The organism is Periweissella fabaria, from assembly GCF_918814575.1.
GTDB classification, from domain to species: Bacteria; Bacillota; Bacilli; order Lactobacillales; family Lactobacillaceae; genus Periweissella; species Periweissella fabaria.
In genome coordinates, this window is sequence record NZ_CAKKNS010000008.1 from 1 (window position 1) to 15,916 (window position 15,916).

Sequence of the window (15,916 nt, forward strand, 5' to 3'; positions counted from 1 at the left end):
TAGCGAAATTGACATTCGCAAATTTGTTTAACTCTGAAATCTAGTTTCAAAGTACTTACACATTTGATTGTCAAAACTTTATTCAGTTTTCAAAGATCTACGTTGTTGTTAACAACTTAATATGTCGTAACAACATTTATTAATAATACTCTCTTTAATTTAACAAGTCAATAACTTTTTAAATTAATTTGAAATATTTATTTAAGTGGTTGTCGTTTTGTTTAAACATCATTTATTAATGTCACAAGACAACTTAAATATAATACCGTGAATTCATAATATCTGCAAGCATTTTTTTGAAATAAATTAAATAAAATACGGCATCTACCTTAAATAGCTATTATAGTGGGCATTTATCACCTTCTATAACACTATTAACATCACCTATTTATCCATTAAAAGCTTACTAGTAAATAAAAAACGTTGTATGAATTTTTTCATACAACGTTTTTATTTACTATATTAGTCTCGGTTTGAACCGCCGAAAATTTGTAAAAGACTCAAGAAAATATTAATAAAGTCTAAGTACAACGTCAATGCACCACTAACAGCTAGGCCCATTTCCGTTGATTGGTTACCAAATTCAATGTATAACTGCTTCATCTTATTAGTATCATACGCTGATAATAACGTAAAGATAATTACTGAGGCCCATGAAAGAACCAATGCGATTACAGAGTTGTGTAAGAAAATATTTACAACTGACGCAACTAACAAGCCAATCAATAATCCAAATAAGTGGGTACCTAAACCAGCCATATTACGTTTAGTAACATATCCATAGGCTGACATCCCTACAAAAATCGCTGCAGCACCGGCAAATGCTCCTAAAATAGAAGCACCCGCATAAACCGCAAAGATAAAGGACATCGTCAATCCATTTACAACGGCATATAGCACGAGTAATGGCAACGCCATCACCGCATTTCGCATTGCTTTTGTATTAACTAAAACTACTAATACTAATTCAAAAATCATTAACCCATAAAACATAAAACGATTAGAGGCTAAAGCTTGCATTACTTGAGGAAACATAGTCGCTGTTACATAGGCTGTTACCCCTGAAACCAATAAAGCCAAGGCCATGTAACGGTACATCCGACGGAAGAACCCAGCCAAACCTGCAACATCACCACTTTGAGTACGGTTATCATTAACATAACCCATATTATCATTATTCATTTAACGTTCTCCTTTATATCATTACTTTACATAATCATACCTGAAACAACGTAAATAAACAAATCACTATTTATTTAATAGCTTTTTGAAAATCATTTCGTATTTTTGTAAATCACCAGCACCCATGAACACATAGACAGCATTATCAAATGCTAAGAGTTGTTCCATGGTATCTTCACGAAGAATACCACCAAAGTTTGTTAATTTTGCCCCAATATCAGCCGATTTAATATCACCACTTGTTTCACGAGCAGATGTAAAAATTTCAGTTAAGAATACTTTATCTGCTGTATCAAGAATCTTTACATAATCATCAAAGTACGCTTGTGTTCGTGAAAAAGTATGTGGTTGGAAAATCGCTACAATTTCTTGTGTTGGATATTTTTGACGTGCTGCATCAATAGTGGCCTTAATTTCAGATGGATGGTGTGCATAATCATCAATCATAACCCCATTAGATAAAGGCGTTACTTGGAAACGGCGTTTAACCCCAGAAAATGATAATAATTCCTTTTTAACCAAATCAAGATCGAGTTTTTCAAAGTAGGCCACGGCAATTACTGCTAACGTATTTAAAATACCATGTTGTCCAAATTGATTAGTCTTGAACTGACCTAGATTTTCATCATGATAGTACACATCAAAAGTAGCTCCTGATTGATCTCGAACAATATTTTGTGCTTGGAAATCATCAGTGGTATTTAATCCATAATAATAAACTGGAATATCCGTCTTTAATTGACGTAATTGTGGATCATCCCCCCACGCAAAAATTCCTTTTTTAACTTGATTAGCTAAGTCTTGGAAGGCAGAACGAACATCATCAATGCCAGTGTAGTAATCTGGGTGATCAAAATCAATGTTAGTCATGATTGCATAATCAGGCGTATAGTCCATAAAGTGGCGACGGTACTCATCCATTTCAAAAGCAAAGAAACGGGCATTGGGCATACCTTTACCTGTACCATCCCCAATTAAGAAATTAGTTGTAGCAACTCCGGATAAAACATGTGCTAACAATCCCGTTGTACTTGTTTTTCCATGCGCGCCTGCCACCCCAATTGATGTGGTTTCATTAACTAATTGTTCAACCATTTCCGGATATGTTTTGATGTCTAAGCCCATTTCAATTGCTTTAGCCACTTCAACTTGATCATCTTCAAATGAATTTCCACGAATAATTGTCCAACCTGTCGCTAAGTTAGCTGCATCAAACGGATACATTGGAATGCCAGCTTCTTCTAATGGTGTTTGAGTAAAAGTGTATTCAGTAATATCTGAACCTGCAACTTCATATCCTTGATCATGTAAGATCAAAGCAAGTGAAGCCATTCCTGACCCCTTAATACCAATAAAATAATATTTGTTTGCCATTGTGACAATAACTCCTTCTACCCTGTATTAATTAAATATTGAATTCATTGCCATTGAATTACAAGTAACTACTGGCAACAAAAAAAGAGTAACCGGTTCGATTACTCTCTAAATCATAGCACAATCTATGTTGAATGCACTATCAAGATTAACTAAATAGACCTTGTGCTTTATTAAAGTCAAATGCTTCACCAACGGCTTGGAAATCAGTTGGTAAAATCAAAGCCCCTGGAACTTGTGGCGCGTTAGGTAATTGAAGTTCTCGACCAGAAACAATCATCCCATTTGAAGCTACACCCCGTAGCTCACCTGGCCAGATAATTAAGCCACTTGGCATCATTGCACCAACTCGTGCAACGACAACATAAATATCCGCTTGCATGTTAGGTGAACCTGATACGATTTGTTCGTATTCATTTTCACCAACTTTTGTCTTTGTAATTTGTAAATGATCTGAATCTGGGTGTGGAGTAACACTTTCAACATAGCCAATCACAAATTTAGGAGCTTCATCGTTAACTAATTCTGCTTCAAAGCCAACCGCTACTAATGCTTCGTTTAACTTATCAATTTGCATATCAGTTAAAAATACTTGACCACCTTCAGCTGGTAAATCAAGTAAATTACTGATTTCAAAGAAATTAAAGCCAATCGTTGCTTGCGTTGTTTCGTCGTAAAGACGTACGATTTGACCTTTCTTTTCGCTTCCTTGCGTTGCAACATCTGGTTGGAGCAACAACATTAACGTATCACCAACGTGTTGGGGGTTGTAACTTGCAATTAACATCTCGTTTCCTGCCTATTTAAGTATTTGAATAAAAAAAGTTGGCACGCCAACTTTTGCGTCCAACTTTTAGTTTAGTGGTAAGTGGTACGCTTTTCAACTAAAAAACGTCCTTCCACCATGTTTTTTTATAAACTATCAATGAAGTTTTCAACTTCAGCTTGAGTTTTACGATCCTTGTTAACAAAACGACCTAATTCTTGGCCATTTTCAAAAGCAATGAAGCTTGGAATTCCGTAAACATCAAGTTCAGCACACAAATCAATGTTTTCATCACGGTCAACCGTAATAAATTCGAATTGACTGTATTTTTCTTCAATTGTAGGCATTGCCGGCTTGATAAAACGACAATCAGGGCACCAATCAGCCGTAAAGAATAAGATAACTTTTTTATCAGCAATATCAGTTAATAATGTTTTTTGATCCATTTGTGGTAATGTTTTCATTTCATTTCTCCATTCACTTATTTTTTGTAACTAAATTATAGCACATCTAGCTCGGCATTCAAGCTTAACGCCCAATAATTGTATCAACTGCGCTCTTATCAAGATTCAATGCCAATTGCTTCACTAACTCCTTAGCAGCTTCAAAATCACGAATTGACCACATTGTTTGGTGCGTGTGAATATAGCGTGATGCCACCCCTAAAGCAACTGAAGGTACACCATGGGCTTGTAATTGAGCTGCTGATGCATCCGTACCACCTTTTGAAACAAAATATTGGAATGGAATGTTATTTGTTTCTGAAATATCAAGCACAAATTCCTTCAAACGTAATGGCATAACGACACCTGGATCAAATACCCGAAGTAATGTTCCTTCATCTAAATGACCTTGATGATTTGTTTTACCATTAATGTCATCGGCAGCCGAAGAATCAATAGCAAAGAAAAGATCAGGATTAAGCATGTTAACTGCTCCATGAGCACCACGTAACCCAACTTCTTCTTGTACATCAGCTCCCATAATTAATGTATTAGGTGTCTGAACATCTTTAAGGGCCTCCAGAGTATCTAAAACCGTCACCATCCCAAAACGATTATCCCAGGCTTTAGAAATCACCCGTTTCTTATTAGCCGTCATCACTGTATCGACTTGAGGAACAATGAAGTCACCTGGTCGAACACCAAATGCGTGCGCTTCTTCAGCTGAAGTAAAACCAGCATCAAATAAAATATCATCAACTTTTGGCGTGCCATTAACGCCACTATTGCCACGTAATAAGTGTGGAGATACTGAAGAGGAAACAACTGGCATACTTTCATGACGTGTAAATAAAGTAAAACGTTGTGATGAAACCACATATGGATTCCATCCACCTACCGCTGCAACGTTAAATAGCCCCATTGGCGTGATGTTAGTCACAATAAAACCAACTTCATCCATGTGTGCGGCAAACATAATTTTAGGTGCTGTTGTATCTTGGTTAGGTTTAATACCAAAAACACCCCCTAAACCATCTTGCTTAACTTCAGCAACCAAAGGAGCCAAATCTGCTTTAAACATATCCCGAACGTGATGTTCAAAACCACTAGTCCCTTGAATTTCCGTATATTTTTTAACGCGCAAAAAATCTTTTTCGTCCATTCCTTACCATCCTCATTTCAAACAAATCTTTTAATTTAGCGAAGTTTCATCAAAGACTCTCAACACTTACTTTAGCTATTAGGCTTATTTTACATCATCTAAAAAATTAAAAAAATACGAAATGATTACAAAGTATTTTTTTAATTTATTTTTAAGTGAGATTATGCTATTTTATAGGTTAGATTGGGAGACGAGTAGGAGAAATTTAACATGAACAAAAAAGGTTTGAGTATCATCGCTGGTGTAATTGGAAGTCTTGGGATAGCAGCTGTAATTGGTGGTAAAAGTGCCCAGGAAAAATCAAACGCCAAAACTCATGCCGCATTAATTAGTAAAATTCATGATGAATTTACTAGCTATGGCAAAATTGAAGGCACATGGATTAATCATGAAACTGAAACATATTTCACTAATAACACCAAATATACCGTTTATAATGGTGGTGTTACCTTACGGAAAAATGGTGAATTAGAACAATATCGCTTAAAAATCGATGCCCAATCACTAGCCGTTATCCTGCAAGAAAAAATCTTATAATTATAAAAAACGTCCGGCTATCATTGCCAGACGTTTTTTTAATCTAAACTTTTAGGATGATAAATCATCCTTTTATCTAATGCATATACACGCTCTGAAAATTTGCCAGGCTCTGTTTGTTCAGCAACGTGAGTAAACATTTCAATGCTAGCATCCAATTCATCTAATTGATGTAAGACTTCCGCTTCCAAAATTGCTGGCCTGATTGATGAACCATATTCCAATAAACCATGATGGGCCAAAATAACATGCCGTAAAAGAATGATATTTTCATCATTTGGGTCTAAATGTAAATCTTGCACTGCCAACACAATTTCTGCATCAGAAATCGCAATGTGCCCAAGTAAATTTCCAGCAACCGTATAAGTTGTGCCGACTGGTCCTGAAAGTTCAAGCGTTTTACCAATATCATGTAATATCGCTCCGGCCAGTAATAATCCTTGATTAATTTGTGGGTATAAGGGGCCAATTTTTTGCGCTAAGTGCACAATTGACAACGTATGATATGCTAATCCACCGGTGTAAGCATGATGATTTTTTTTAGCTGCCGGAAACGTATAAAAAGCATCATGATGCTTTCGTAAAAGATGCCGCACGATGCGATTCCATTCGGGGTTGGTAATACTAAATAAGACCTGATTAATTTCTTCTTCCATCCGTTGGCGTTGTACGGGTGCACTTGTAATAAAATCACTTGGTTTCAAATCAACTTTGCCAGTAGCCAGCTTAATATTAGCAATCTTCAGTTGGGGGGTTCCCTGATACATTTGTTTAGTTGCGTGTAATTGTACCACCGTTCCAATCACAAAGATTTCAATTTCTTCAGGTGTCACGCCCCAATACATACCTTCCATCTCACCCGATTTATCTTCAAAATCAATAGCTAAATACTGCTTACCGGTTTTCGCAGTTCTAGTAACCACATTTTTAATTAACACCGGAATATTCATCTGTTCACCAAGATTGTAATCATGCAACAATTTATCACTCATGTTAATCTTCCACCGTTTTCTTATTTAGATTTTTCGTCTATAAAGTAACAATCTGTGGTGTTGTAAAATCAGTCAATACAACTGGGTTTGACGTAAAATAAATAACTTGCTGATTAATACTTAATTCATGCATCAATCCATGCATGCGGCCCAAACGTTGTGCATCAAAATTTACAAAACCATCATCAATAATAATTGGAAATTCAATCATATCTGCTAATACTTGTGCAAAGGCAATTCGAAATGCAACATACAATTGTTCACTCGTACCTTTGGATAATTCAGCTAAACTAAACTGTTCATCAGTTGCTGTTATTAAGGATATCATATTACTTTTCATTTTAATTGCAATAAAGTTTCCACCCGTAAGCATTTGAAAATATTTGGTTGCCAGTGTTAAAATTTGTGGCATCCGTTGTTGTGATGACTGTTTAAGCGCTTCATTAATCCATTGAGCACTCAATTGTTTAATCATAAAATCTTCTAGCCCTGCAATAACATCGCGTTGGAGATTAGCAATTTGCTGTTCAATCTCGTTAATCGTACCATTACTAACAACTTTAAGATGTTGAATTTGCGAGCTTTGTAATTGTTGTTCCAGTGCTGCTAATTGGACATTATTTTGGGTTAAATGCATCTTAGTAGTTGTAATCATATCCGTAACCGGACTAGTTAAACTTGCCAAGCGTGTAATTTGTTGGTCATTGAATTGCTTTTGCATCGCTATTAATTCTTGATTTTGTTGCTTATCAACATTTTGTTTAACAATTTGTAAATGAAATTCAGCTTCATCAGCAACTCCAATACTAGCTAAGACCGTTTGCATTTCTTGTTGCACATTTGCTAATTGTTGGTGGCGTTGTTTGTAATATTGTTCTTGATATACTTGATCAGCCTTACCAAGTGCATGCGCTTGTTGTTCGGCCACATGCTCATTAATGACCTGACTAAGCTGTTGCAGTTGCATACTAAAATCGCTCGCCGCCATCGTGTTGGTAACACTAGCTAACTTAAAGCCATTAATATTGGACTGCTCAGCATTAATCGTTTCTTCTAATTGCCTTAACTGGGCTTGACTTGCTTGCAATTGAGCTTGTAATTGATTCAATTGCGTTTGTGCAAGTTGGTCCGTTGGTGCTTCTTTTGCTGGTTGGTCAACCTTGTGTGCATCCGCATTTCGGTTCCCTGTCAACCAAACACCACCACCCACTATTAATGCAAGTAATACCTTCACCACTAAATTAATCGGCATCAATAACACAATGGCGATTACCGCCACGCCAAGGCCCAGTTTCCATTTAGGTATATCACTTGAACTTGCAGAATTCATTGGATGTTGTCGTTGCATCGGTGTTGTTTCAGCAAAATTACTAACTTCCGCACGCATCTGTTGATATTGACGCGTCAATTGATTAATTTGCTGGTCCATGGCGCGATAATTAGCCGCCATTTCGAGTAACATGCCTAACCGTGGTTGTAACTTTGTAACTGCTTCACTCAAATTACTATTTTGAATATTATTCGTATTATCGGCTTGCATTGTTTGTTCAAGTCGCGTAAGTTCTTCAATTAAATTAGCTTTTTGAAATTGGAGCTGTTCAAAGCGGACCTTGGTATCCTCATTAATTTTTTTAACTTGTTGCGCTTGTTTTTGTTCCAATTTACGCATTTGTAAATACAATGGTTCTAGGCGCGCTAATTCGTTCAATTCCAATAAACTATTTTGTTGGTCAGTGATTTTAGTTTTTAATTTTTCAATCGCTACATGTTGATTTTGTAAACTTTCCAAACTAGCAAAATAAGTTGGTAATTGCCGTTGAATTTCTAATTGATTATCCACTGTTCGGCGATATTCATTAAGCAAGCCATTTAATGGACGCTTCCCATTTTTTGAATTTGCCGCAAACAAACCTTGGGCTTCTTTTTCAAATTGATTGGCTACACTTAGCCATTCCGTAGCGCCGACTGCTCCAATTTTAAGCAACCGTTGCTCAAGTTCAGCCGGGGTTAAACTACGTACTTCAGCTAATTCATCGGCATTGATTGCATAAATTTGTTGAAATGTTTCACTAGTAATCGGCCCTAAAATATCATCTAAAATCGGTTGTGGATTAGCAAAGGCTTCATTAGTTTGTAAATCAATTAATTCCAGCTCGGTGTTCGTGCGATGGCGCCGAATCAAACGATAGCTCTTCCCTTGGTGTAAAAATTGAATCTCGCCGCCATACACGGCTTGTTCCTTGGGTTCATATGTATTAATAAATTTACTTTTTTTACTCGCAAAACCAAATAACATGCCACTAATGAATGCCATTAACGTTGATTTTCCGGCTTCATTTTCACCATAAAAAACCATCATTGATTCTGGTAATGTAAAAGTTTGATTAACCCATTTTCCAAAACCATATATTTTAATTACTTCAATCTTCATCCATAAAATCCTCACTTAAATATAATTCTAGTAATAATTGTGCACGATGCTGTAATTGTGCTTGGACTTCCGGTTGATCAAAATGGCTCGTAACAAAGGCTTCAGGAACATTTTTTAGACCAGTAACATGTATATTTTCGGGCGCAAATACAACTTCCGCAGCCGCTAACCAAGCTTGGCGATCCATTCCTGCTAAAACTTGATTCTCATCCGGTTGCCGCAATACCAAATCATTAATCCATAATTGAGTTATCCCGTTAGCGCGTAATGCTTGATTTAATTGCGTTACGGTCGCCCCATCAAGTAAACGTAATTCTAATAGATGTGGTAATGCAAACTCACTAACAAGTTCAATTCGTGTCATGGTCAACGTCGGTTGTTGTTTTGCAATCGTTTCTAATTTCGGTAACAATAAGTTCAATAAATCAGTTTGTGTTGCTACGGTTGGAATTTCCATGGTTTGGGTTTCCCAAATTACATTAGCACCTGGAATAAATTCCGGAACTAACGTATCACCTTGACTAGTGACTAAATAAAAACCTTTAATGCCGGCTTCCTTAATATTCTGTCCCTGTAAATTACCGGGATAAATAATAAATGGTTGCTCAGATAAAACTTGCCGTTTATGAATATGTCCTAGTGCCCAATAATCATAATGTTTAGCCCGCATTTCTGCGATGCTAAAAGGTGCATAAGGACCGTCAACTGCTCCATGATACATCCCAATTTGAAAATCAACCGTCCCTTTCATTGGGAATTGATCAATAACTTGTTCTTGAATATGTTGTTCTTGATAACTAAAACCAACAATATTAACCGTTTCACCTTGCTGCGTCGTTTGATGTTTAATCGTCACATCACCTGAAAATAATGTCACATTGCTACCAAAGTCAAATCCCGCAATCGTTTGATTAAAATCATGATTTCCAAAACTAAGGTAAACCATAATATGTTGGGCTTCCAAGCGCTTAAATTGGGTGACTAAAAAATCAAGCACTTGAACACTTTGATGTTGCGTGTCAAATAAATCTCCGGTAACAACAATAAAATCAACGTTTTCTGTTAATGCAAAATCAATTAACTGGATAAAACTAGTAAACGTAGCTTGTTCAACTTGTTGCATTAAATTATTAGGTACGTTATTTAATCCGGTAAACGGATGTCCTAAATGCACATCAGCTGTATGAATAAATTTCATTTTGTGAATCCTCATCTTAAAAATCAAACACTTGTTCGTTTTATAATTATAACAAATTTTGAATTAACAATACCTACTTTCTGTAAATACACAAAAATTCGAGTGAAATTAAAATTTCACTCGAATTTTTCTAATTTATACAGTTACTATTGTTTAATATTTCCTTCGCCAAACCATTTTTGATTTATCTTAGCTAATTCACCATTCGCTCGCATTTTACTAATCGCAGCATTAACCTTACGTTGTAACGTTACATCAGACTTCCGAATTCCAACAGCAAATTGATCAACAGGGAAGCCACTTTCGACAATTCGATATTTTCCTGGATTAGGCAAATGACTTACATAATAATCCGCGTAAACCCGATCAATCAAAACACCTTGAATCCGACCAGCATTTAAATCATTCATTGAATTCATGAATGTATCGTATAAAATTGGCTGGTGATTACTAATGTATTGTTTTAATACTTGTGGATTGGCATCTAAGTCGGTTGCTCCAGTTGATGACGACTGAACCCCTAGTACCTTTCCTTTCATATCTGCAGCGGTTAAAATATGATTATTGCGTAAGCTAACCAATACTTGTCCATTTGCAAAATATGGCTTTGAAAAGCCAACGACTTTTGCTCGTTCTGGAGTATATGAGTAACCATTCCAAATTAAATCAATCGTCCCATTTCGTAACTCAGTTTCTTTCATTAGCCAATCAATTGGTTGAAAATTAACCTTAATCCCATATTGCTTGAATACAGCCCGGGCTAAGTCAATATCATACCCGACAATGTGCCCTTCTTTGTCCCGAAAACCCATTGGTACAAAAGTATCATCAAGGCCCACTGTGATGGTTTTCTTTTGCTCATATTGCGACCAGTTATCAGCATGGTTGAAATTATGGCCAACCGTAACACCGTGACCCACAATGATTAAAAGCCACGCAATTGCGATTACAAAACCAATAACACTTGTTATAATTCGTTTTCCCATCGGACCTCCTAACTTATTGCGTTAACCCTAAAAATTTTATCGGCAATTTTGTCGGCTAATTCAATATCGTGTGTGACCACAATTTGTGTAACACCATCTTTTTTCAAATCTAGCAGTAGATTCGAAACTTCCGTCCGCATCGATGGATCGAGGGCAGAAGTTGGTTCATCATAAGCTAAAACGCTCGGTTTCATTGCTAAGGCCCGAGCAATGGCAACCCGTTGTTTCATCCCACCAGATAGTTCAAATGGATACAAACCTTCTTTGCCGGCTAATTTTAAATGGGTTAAAATTGGCTTGATTTCATTTTCTAATGCCGTTTTCGTCATTTTCAAAACCATCTTCGGTGCTAATGTAACATTTTCCCACACCGTTAAATTTGGAAATAAATTATAGTCTTGAAAAACAACGCCAATGACATTATTTTTTAAATCACTACTCCGCGGGTCAAATGGTTTGCCGTCAAGGAGAATTTCACCACTATCAATATCACCTAAGCCTGCTAAGGCACGTAACAATGTCGTCTTCCCCGCTCCTGAAGGGCCAACAATTGCAAGAATTTCACCATCATTAATTGTTAAATTAATATCATCTAAAATTGGGCGACCATTAAAAGATTTTTTTATATTTTTTAATTCAATCATGCTTTTGCTCCTTAACGATAATAGTTATAATATTTTTCTAGACGTCGTAAGCCAATTGTGGTGACAGCTGTTAGCAATAAGTAAATTACGCCGACTAAGATATATGGTACTAAGGTCACATCACGTGCAGCATCAATATTACCGGCCCGTAATAAGTCACCAATTCCTATCACATATACTAACGATGAGTCTTTAATCAAATTAATTACTTCATTTCCAACTGGTGGAATAACATTTTTAATGACTTGGGGTAAAATAATTTTTCGTTGGGTCTGCCATGGTGTTAAGCGTAATACTTTGGCAGCCTCATACTGGCCGATTGGAATCGCTTGAAAACCACCCCGAAAAATTTCGGCAAAATAAGCGGCGTAATTTAAAATAAATGCAAATAATGCCGCATCTAAGCGATCAAAAGTAATATTAATTAATGGTAAGCCATAAAAAACAAAAATTAATTGCAAAAGTAATGGTGTCCCACGCATTAACCAAACATACCCATTCAACAACCAACGAATAATTTTGAATTCCGATTTAAGACCTAATCCAGCCAAAATCCCTAACGGTAATGCCCCAATAATTGTGAGTACAAAAACTTTCAACGTTACCAAAACCCCTGCTAAAAGGGATGGTAAAATTGTTTCGATATACTGCATCTTCTAACCTCCTGAAAATAAAAAAGCACCCTCTTAACACAATTGTGTTAAGAGGGTGCTTTGCACGGTTCCACCTCAAAATCAATCCTTATTCACACAAGGATCCTTAATAGGTTTTATTGTATAAAACCTAAGTCAATAACGCGACCACCCGAATTAACTTACTATCAATTTCAGTTAACCAACTCCCAGATGTGGTTCGATTTTAGTATAGGTCTATTTACACCCCCCTAGACTCGCTGTCACTAATACTAAACTCTACTCTTCTGTTCAAAGTTTTTAAATTTCTTTCAGTTTACGGAATAATTGTCGAATTGGCAAGTATAAAATAATTGCCACCACCACATTAAGTGCTAAAGATGGTGCAAATGTATGGACAACATAATCAGCTGCATTACCAACATCTAACCCTGCAATCAAAGCTGCAACGTACGTAAAAATTTGTAATGCTGTTATTGATAAAATAATTATCATACATAAAGATACGATTGAGTCAGATAAATAATACCGTAATTGTTTACTTACCCATACCATAATTGGTAGTCCCACCGTAAATTCACCAATAACACCAAAATAAAATACATCATAAATTAGCCCTGCTAATATGGCCCACATATATATTGGCAAATCCAAATCAAGTTCAAATAAAACTGCATAAACAAACCAGATTACTAATAACATTGGCATTACATGGCTTTGACCTTTAGTTAAAATCCCCGCCATATTTGCAAATAATGCCCCATCAAAAAAAAGTAAAAAGAAGGTAATTATCGCAAAAATCCATTTTAATTTTGCGTGGTAACCATTAAAAAAACCAAACATAATTACTCCTTATTTTTCAACTGCCACAGAAACAAAGTTGATATTACCAAAGTCAGTGGCTGGCTTAATGTAAATTGATTTTGATAATCCACTGGCATCATTACGAATAGAATCAACTTCACCAACATATAATCCCTTAGGAGTGATGCCCCCCAAACCACTTGTTAATACTTGGTCACCTTTATGCAATTTAATATCTGCCGTTATTTGACCAACGATTAAGCGATTTTCATTACGATTATAGCCTGTCACAATTCCATACATAGCATCGCCTTTTTTGTTAGTAATTTGAATTGCAAACCGGTTAGCAGCACCACTATCATCAGATAACAGTTCCACTTTTGATGTTGTGCGATCAACTTCACTAATACGGCCAATCAAACCTTTACCAGAAACGACTGGCATATTTTTCTTGATACCAGCATTCCGTCCCGCATTAATAACTAACTGACTTAACCATGCGGAAGGTGCCCGACTAATTACGGTCGCATTAATTAATGAGTAATCCGTTAATGTTTCACTCAAGTCTAATTGATCTTTTAACGCTTTATTTTGCTTTTCAAGTAACTGAGCACGGACTTTTTCTTGAGCCAATGCATCAACTTTTGCCCGTAACTGAGTATTTTCTTGATATGTATCTAAAAGTTGAGCAACGGAATCATACCCCCCGTGAGTGACGGCGACTGGCCAGTTGACAACCCGGGCAACAACCCCCGCTACATCATTACCAAATTGTTGGATAACTGGTGGGGTATCACGTCGATTACGTACAAGGACCGAACCAGTTAATAGTGCTACAGTGACAACAAAGCCAATTATGACAAATACAAGTCGTCGTGTTGAAAAAAACTTCATCATCTTCCTCCCTTCGCAGCTTAGATTAATTCAAATTTAAAGAATTTTATAAAGCGAAATGGCGTACAGGTTTCCCACGCACGCCATTTACTTAGTCGTTATTTTGTCTTGCGTAATGCGTCGATTGACTTCAAAGCTTCACCGGTTCCAATTGCGACTGCATCCAATGGTTCTGGTGAGATAAATACCGGAACTTTAGTTGATTCTGAGATAACATCATCTAAATGCTTCAACATTGCACCACCACCAGTAAGAACAATCCCATGGTCAATTACATCGGCTGCAATTTCAGGTGATGTTTCTTCGAGTGTTTCACGAATAGCAACAATAATTTCCGCCACAACATCCTTAATTGCGATAGCAACATCTTCTGCTGTAACTGTAATTGTCTTTGGTAAACCTGAAACTAAGTCACGACCACGTGCTTGTGCTCCGTCAAGGTTTTTAGCAGCTTCAACATCGGCAGAACCAATTTCAATTTTTAAACGTTCGGCAGTCTGTTCACCAATTGTAATATTGTATTCTTTACGAATGTAGTTAATGATTGCTTCATCAAGCGCATTACCGGCTTTCCGAATTGAACGACTTGAAACAATTCCTCCAAGTGAAATTGTCGCTACATCGGTAGTTCCACCACCTAAATCAACAACCATTGAACCGGTTGGTTCCATAACTGGCAACCCGGCACCAACTGCTGCTGCAAATGGTTCTTCAATTACATACGCATCGCGAGCACCGGCTACACGAGCAGCGTCAATAACTGCTCGTTTTTCAACAGTGGTTACCCCTGATGGTACCCCAATGGTAACAAATGGTTTTTGACCGTGGCCACCAAGTGCTTTTTCTAAATAGTATTTTAACATTGCAACTGTTGTATCGTAATCTGCAATGACTCCATCCCGCATTGGGCGAATTGCCCGAATGCTACCTGGTGTACGACCAATCATTTCACGGGCAGCCTCACCGACGGCAACAACCTCGTTTGTTTGAGTATTGCGTGCTACGACTGATGGTTCGCGTAACACAATCCCTTTACCTTCAATATAAACAAGGGTATTTGCTGTCCCCAGATCAATTCCAATGTTTCGTTGTCCAAATGATAACACGTTGCTACTTCCTTTCGTTCCTGTTTGATAACTTTTTGTATTATACCATATCCTAAAACAGTTAGCATTAAACTACATATAATTATTTATTGGATTTACCTTAAGAAGGTTAACAAACTTGCGTTAAATTAAGGTTAAATAAAAAGACCTTAGCTACTCATTTTCACTAGGTCTCCATTATCATTGTTAAGTTATTTTTTAAAAGAATGCTTGGGCACCAAAGTGATGGGCAGTTCCTTGTGTAAGTACATTGGTCCCAGCAAAGTTAGCACTAATCATTTGTAATGTGTTAACTGCTTTACCGTTTACTTTTTGGACTTTAGTTTTAAAGGCATATCCATTATCTGAGTAGTTGTAGCCTAATTGGTAAATGCCATCGGCAGCATAGTAGATGAACCCATCTTTGTTAACAGTAGCGGTCTTGTTATCAAGTTGGAAAGTATTACCAGTAATGACAACTTTGTGTTGTTGGCCTTTGTTATCAAAGAAGTACCATGAACCTTGAATCTTTTGGGTAATAATTTGTGGGGTTGCAGGTGTTTTAACAATTTTAGCGCTAGTACTGTGGCTAACAGATGAAGCGATAGTATTTTGAACACTGCCCCCAATGAATAGTATTGCGACTACTAATCCGACTAAAATTACAAATACCTTTTTTAATGATTTCATTTGCTTAACCTCCAAGCGCTAAATTTATAATTGCTTTTTTCTATATAACAATAGTAACATTCTTGTAACACAAAAGAAACATATATTTCTAAAATA

Annotated in this window: 16 protein-coding genes and 1 other annotated feature; of the genes, 1 reads left to right on the forward strand and 15 read right to left on the reverse strand. The window is 36.6% G+C overall.

Annotated elements, in window-relative coordinates; all coding sequences use genetic code 11:
• Positions 1-462: 462 nt before the first annotated feature.
• The 5 genes from LQZ75_RS08035 to pepA form a co-directional block, all read right to left on the reverse strand.
• A complete protein-coding gene (locus LQZ75_RS08035) occupies positions 463-1,182 on the reverse strand; it encodes a Bax inhibitor-1/YccA family protein (RefSeq protein ID WP_230097312.1) in 720 nt (239 codons plus the stop codon).
• A 66-nt stretch (positions 1,183-1,248) separates the two neighbouring features.
• On the reverse strand, positions 1,249-2,556 hold the full coding sequence (gene murC / locus LQZ75_RS08040) for a UDP-N-acetylmuramate--L-alanine ligase (protein ID WP_230097313.1): 1,308 nt from the start codon (positions 2,554-2,556) through the stop codon (positions 1,249-1,251).
• A 148-nt stretch (positions 2,557-2,704) separates the two neighbouring features.
• Positions 2,705-3,343 (reverse strand): YtpR family tRNA-binding protein, encoded by a 639-nt coding sequence (gene ytpR, locus LQZ75_RS08045; protein WP_230097314.1) that lies wholly within the window; start codon positions 3,341-3,343, stop codon positions 2,705-2,707.
• Between the two features lie 125 nt (positions 3,344-3,468).
• A complete protein-coding gene (locus LQZ75_RS08050; protein WP_290368224.1) occupies positions 3,469-3,807 on the reverse strand; it encodes a thioredoxin family protein in 339 nt (112 codons plus the stop codon).
• A 43-nt stretch (positions 3,808-3,850) separates the two neighbouring features.
• Positions 3,851-4,927 carry a glutamyl aminopeptidase gene (gene pepA / locus LQZ75_RS08055; protein ID WP_230097316.1) on the reverse strand — a complete coding sequence of 359 codons (1,077 nt, stop codon included), beginning with the start codon at positions 4,925-4,927 and terminating at the stop codon, positions 3,851-3,853.
• Between the two features lie 210 nt (positions 4,928-5,137).
• Between pepA and LQZ75_RS08060 the strand changes: the two genes are divergently transcribed.
• On the forward strand, positions 5,138-5,464 hold the full coding sequence (locus LQZ75_RS08060; RefSeq protein ID WP_230097317.1) for a hypothetical protein: 327 nt from the start codon (positions 5,138-5,140) through the stop codon (positions 5,462-5,464).
• A gap of 38 nt (positions 5,465-5,502) precedes the next feature.
• On the opposite strand, the gene LQZ75_RS08065 is transcribed toward LQZ75_RS08060, so the two are convergent.
• From LQZ75_RS08065 to LQZ75_RS08110, 10 genes are all read right to left on the reverse strand, one after another.
• Positions 5,503-6,456 carry a 3'-5' exoribonuclease YhaM family protein gene (locus LQZ75_RS08065; RefSeq protein WP_230097318.1) on the reverse strand — a complete coding sequence of 318 codons (954 nt, stop codon included), beginning with the start codon at positions 6,454-6,456 and terminating at the stop codon, positions 5,503-5,505.
• Positions 6,457-6,493: 37 nt separating this feature from the next.
• Complete coding sequence (locus LQZ75_RS08070; RefSeq protein ID WP_230097319.1) at positions 6,494-8,887, reverse strand: ATP-binding protein; 2,394 nt, start codon at positions 8,885-8,887, stop codon at positions 6,494-6,496.
• Complete coding sequence (locus LQZ75_RS08075; RefSeq protein WP_230097320.1) at positions 8,877-10,085, reverse strand: metallophosphoesterase family protein; 1,209 nt, start codon at positions 10,083-10,085, stop codon at positions 8,877-8,879. The genes LQZ75_RS08070 and LQZ75_RS08075 overlap by 11 nt, the downstream gene beginning before the upstream one ends.
• Positions 10,086-10,231: 146 nt before the next feature.
• A complete protein-coding gene (locus LQZ75_RS08080) occupies positions 10,232-11,071 on the reverse strand; it encodes an amino acid ABC transporter substrate-binding protein (protein WP_230097321.1) in 840 nt (279 codons plus the stop codon).
• An 8-nt stretch (positions 11,072-11,079) separates the two neighbouring features.
• Entirely contained in the window at positions 11,080-11,715 is a 636-nt protein-coding gene (locus LQZ75_RS08085) for an amino acid ABC transporter ATP-binding protein (RefSeq protein ID WP_230097322.1), read from the reverse strand.
• 11 nt (positions 11,716-11,726) lie between these two features.
• Positions 11,727-12,368, reverse strand: coding sequence for an amino acid ABC transporter permease (locus tag LQZ75_RS08090; RefSeq protein ID WP_230097323.1), 642 nt, complete (start codon positions 12,366-12,368; stop codon positions 11,727-11,729).
• 48 nt (positions 12,369-12,416) lie between these two features.
• Positions 12,417-12,651 (reverse strand) — a binding site (T-box leader).
• Positions 12,648-13,190 (reverse strand): rod shape-determining protein MreD, encoded by a 543-nt coding sequence (gene mreD, locus LQZ75_RS08095; RefSeq protein WP_230097324.1) that lies wholly within the window; start codon positions 13,188-13,190, stop codon positions 12,648-12,650. Its footprint overlaps the feature before it by 4 nt.
• A gap of 9 nt (positions 13,191-13,199) precedes the next feature.
• Complete coding sequence (gene mreC, locus LQZ75_RS08100; RefSeq protein ID WP_230097325.1) at positions 13,200-14,048, reverse strand: rod shape-determining protein MreC; 849 nt, start codon at positions 14,046-14,048, stop codon at positions 13,200-13,202.
• Between the two features lie 95 nt (positions 14,049-14,143).
• Positions 14,144-15,151 carry a rod shape-determining protein gene (locus LQZ75_RS08105; RefSeq protein WP_230097326.1) on the reverse strand — a complete coding sequence of 336 codons (1,008 nt, stop codon included), beginning with the start codon at positions 15,149-15,151 and terminating at the stop codon, positions 14,144-14,146.
• 198 nt (positions 15,152-15,349) lie between these two features.
• Positions 15,350-15,820, reverse strand: a complete 471-nt coding sequence (locus LQZ75_RS08110; RefSeq protein WP_230097327.1) for a hypothetical protein — start codon at positions 15,818-15,820, stop codon at positions 15,350-15,352.
• Positions 15,821-15,916: the final 96 nt, after the last annotated feature.

Excerpts from the sequence above, each read along its gene's own strand:
- LQZ75_RS08035 (WP_230097312.1), bottom strand. The coding sequence starts at position 1,182 with ATGAATAATGATAATATGGGTTATGTTAATGATAACCGTACTCAAAGT.
- murC (WP_230097313.1), bottom strand. The coding sequence starts at position 2,556 with ATGGCAAACAAATATTATTTTATTGGTATTAAGGGGTCAGGAATGGCT.
- ytpR (WP_230097314.1), bottom strand. The coding sequence starts at position 3,343 with ATGTTAATTGCAAGTTACAACCCCCAACACGTTGGTGATACGTTAATG.
- pepA (WP_230097316.1), bottom strand. The coding sequence starts at position 4,927 with ATGGACGAAAAAGATTTTTTGCGCGTTAAAAAATATACGGAAATTCAA.
- LQZ75_RS08060 (WP_230097317.1), top strand. The coding sequence starts at position 5,138 with ATGAACAAAAAAGGTTTGAGTATCATCGCTGGTGTAATTGGAAGTCTT.
- LQZ75_RS08065 (WP_230097318.1), bottom strand. The coding sequence starts at position 6,456 with ATGAGTGATAAATTGTTGCATGATTACAATCTTGGTGAACAGATGAAT.
- LQZ75_RS08070 (WP_230097319.1), bottom strand. The coding sequence starts at position 8,887 with ATGAAGATTGAAGTAATTAAAATATATGGTTTTGGAAAATGGGTTAAT.
- LQZ75_RS08075 (WP_230097320.1), bottom strand. The coding sequence starts at position 10,085 with ATGAAATTTATTCATACAGCTGATGTGCATTTAGGACATCCGTTTACC.
- LQZ75_RS08080 (WP_230097321.1), bottom strand. The coding sequence starts at position 11,071 with ATGGGAAAACGAATTATAACAAGTGTTATTGGTTTTGTAATCGCAATT.
- LQZ75_RS08085 (WP_230097322.1), bottom strand. The coding sequence starts at position 11,715 with ATGATTGAATTAAAAAATATAAAAAAATCTTTTAATGGTCGCCCAATT.
- LQZ75_RS08090 (WP_230097323.1), bottom strand. The coding sequence starts at position 12,368 with ATGCAGTATATCGAAACAATTTTACCATCCCTTTTAGCAGGGGTTTTG.
- mreD (WP_230097324.1), bottom strand. The coding sequence starts at position 13,190 with ATGTTTGGTTTTTTTAATGGTTACCACGCAAAATTAAAATGGATTTTT.
- mreC (WP_230097325.1), bottom strand. The coding sequence starts at position 14,048 with ATGATGAAGTTTTTTTCAACACGACGACTTGTATTTGTCATAATTGGC.
- LQZ75_RS08110 (WP_230097327.1), bottom strand. The coding sequence starts at position 15,820 with ATGAAATCATTAAAAAAGGTATTTGTAATTTTAGTCGGATTAGTAGTC.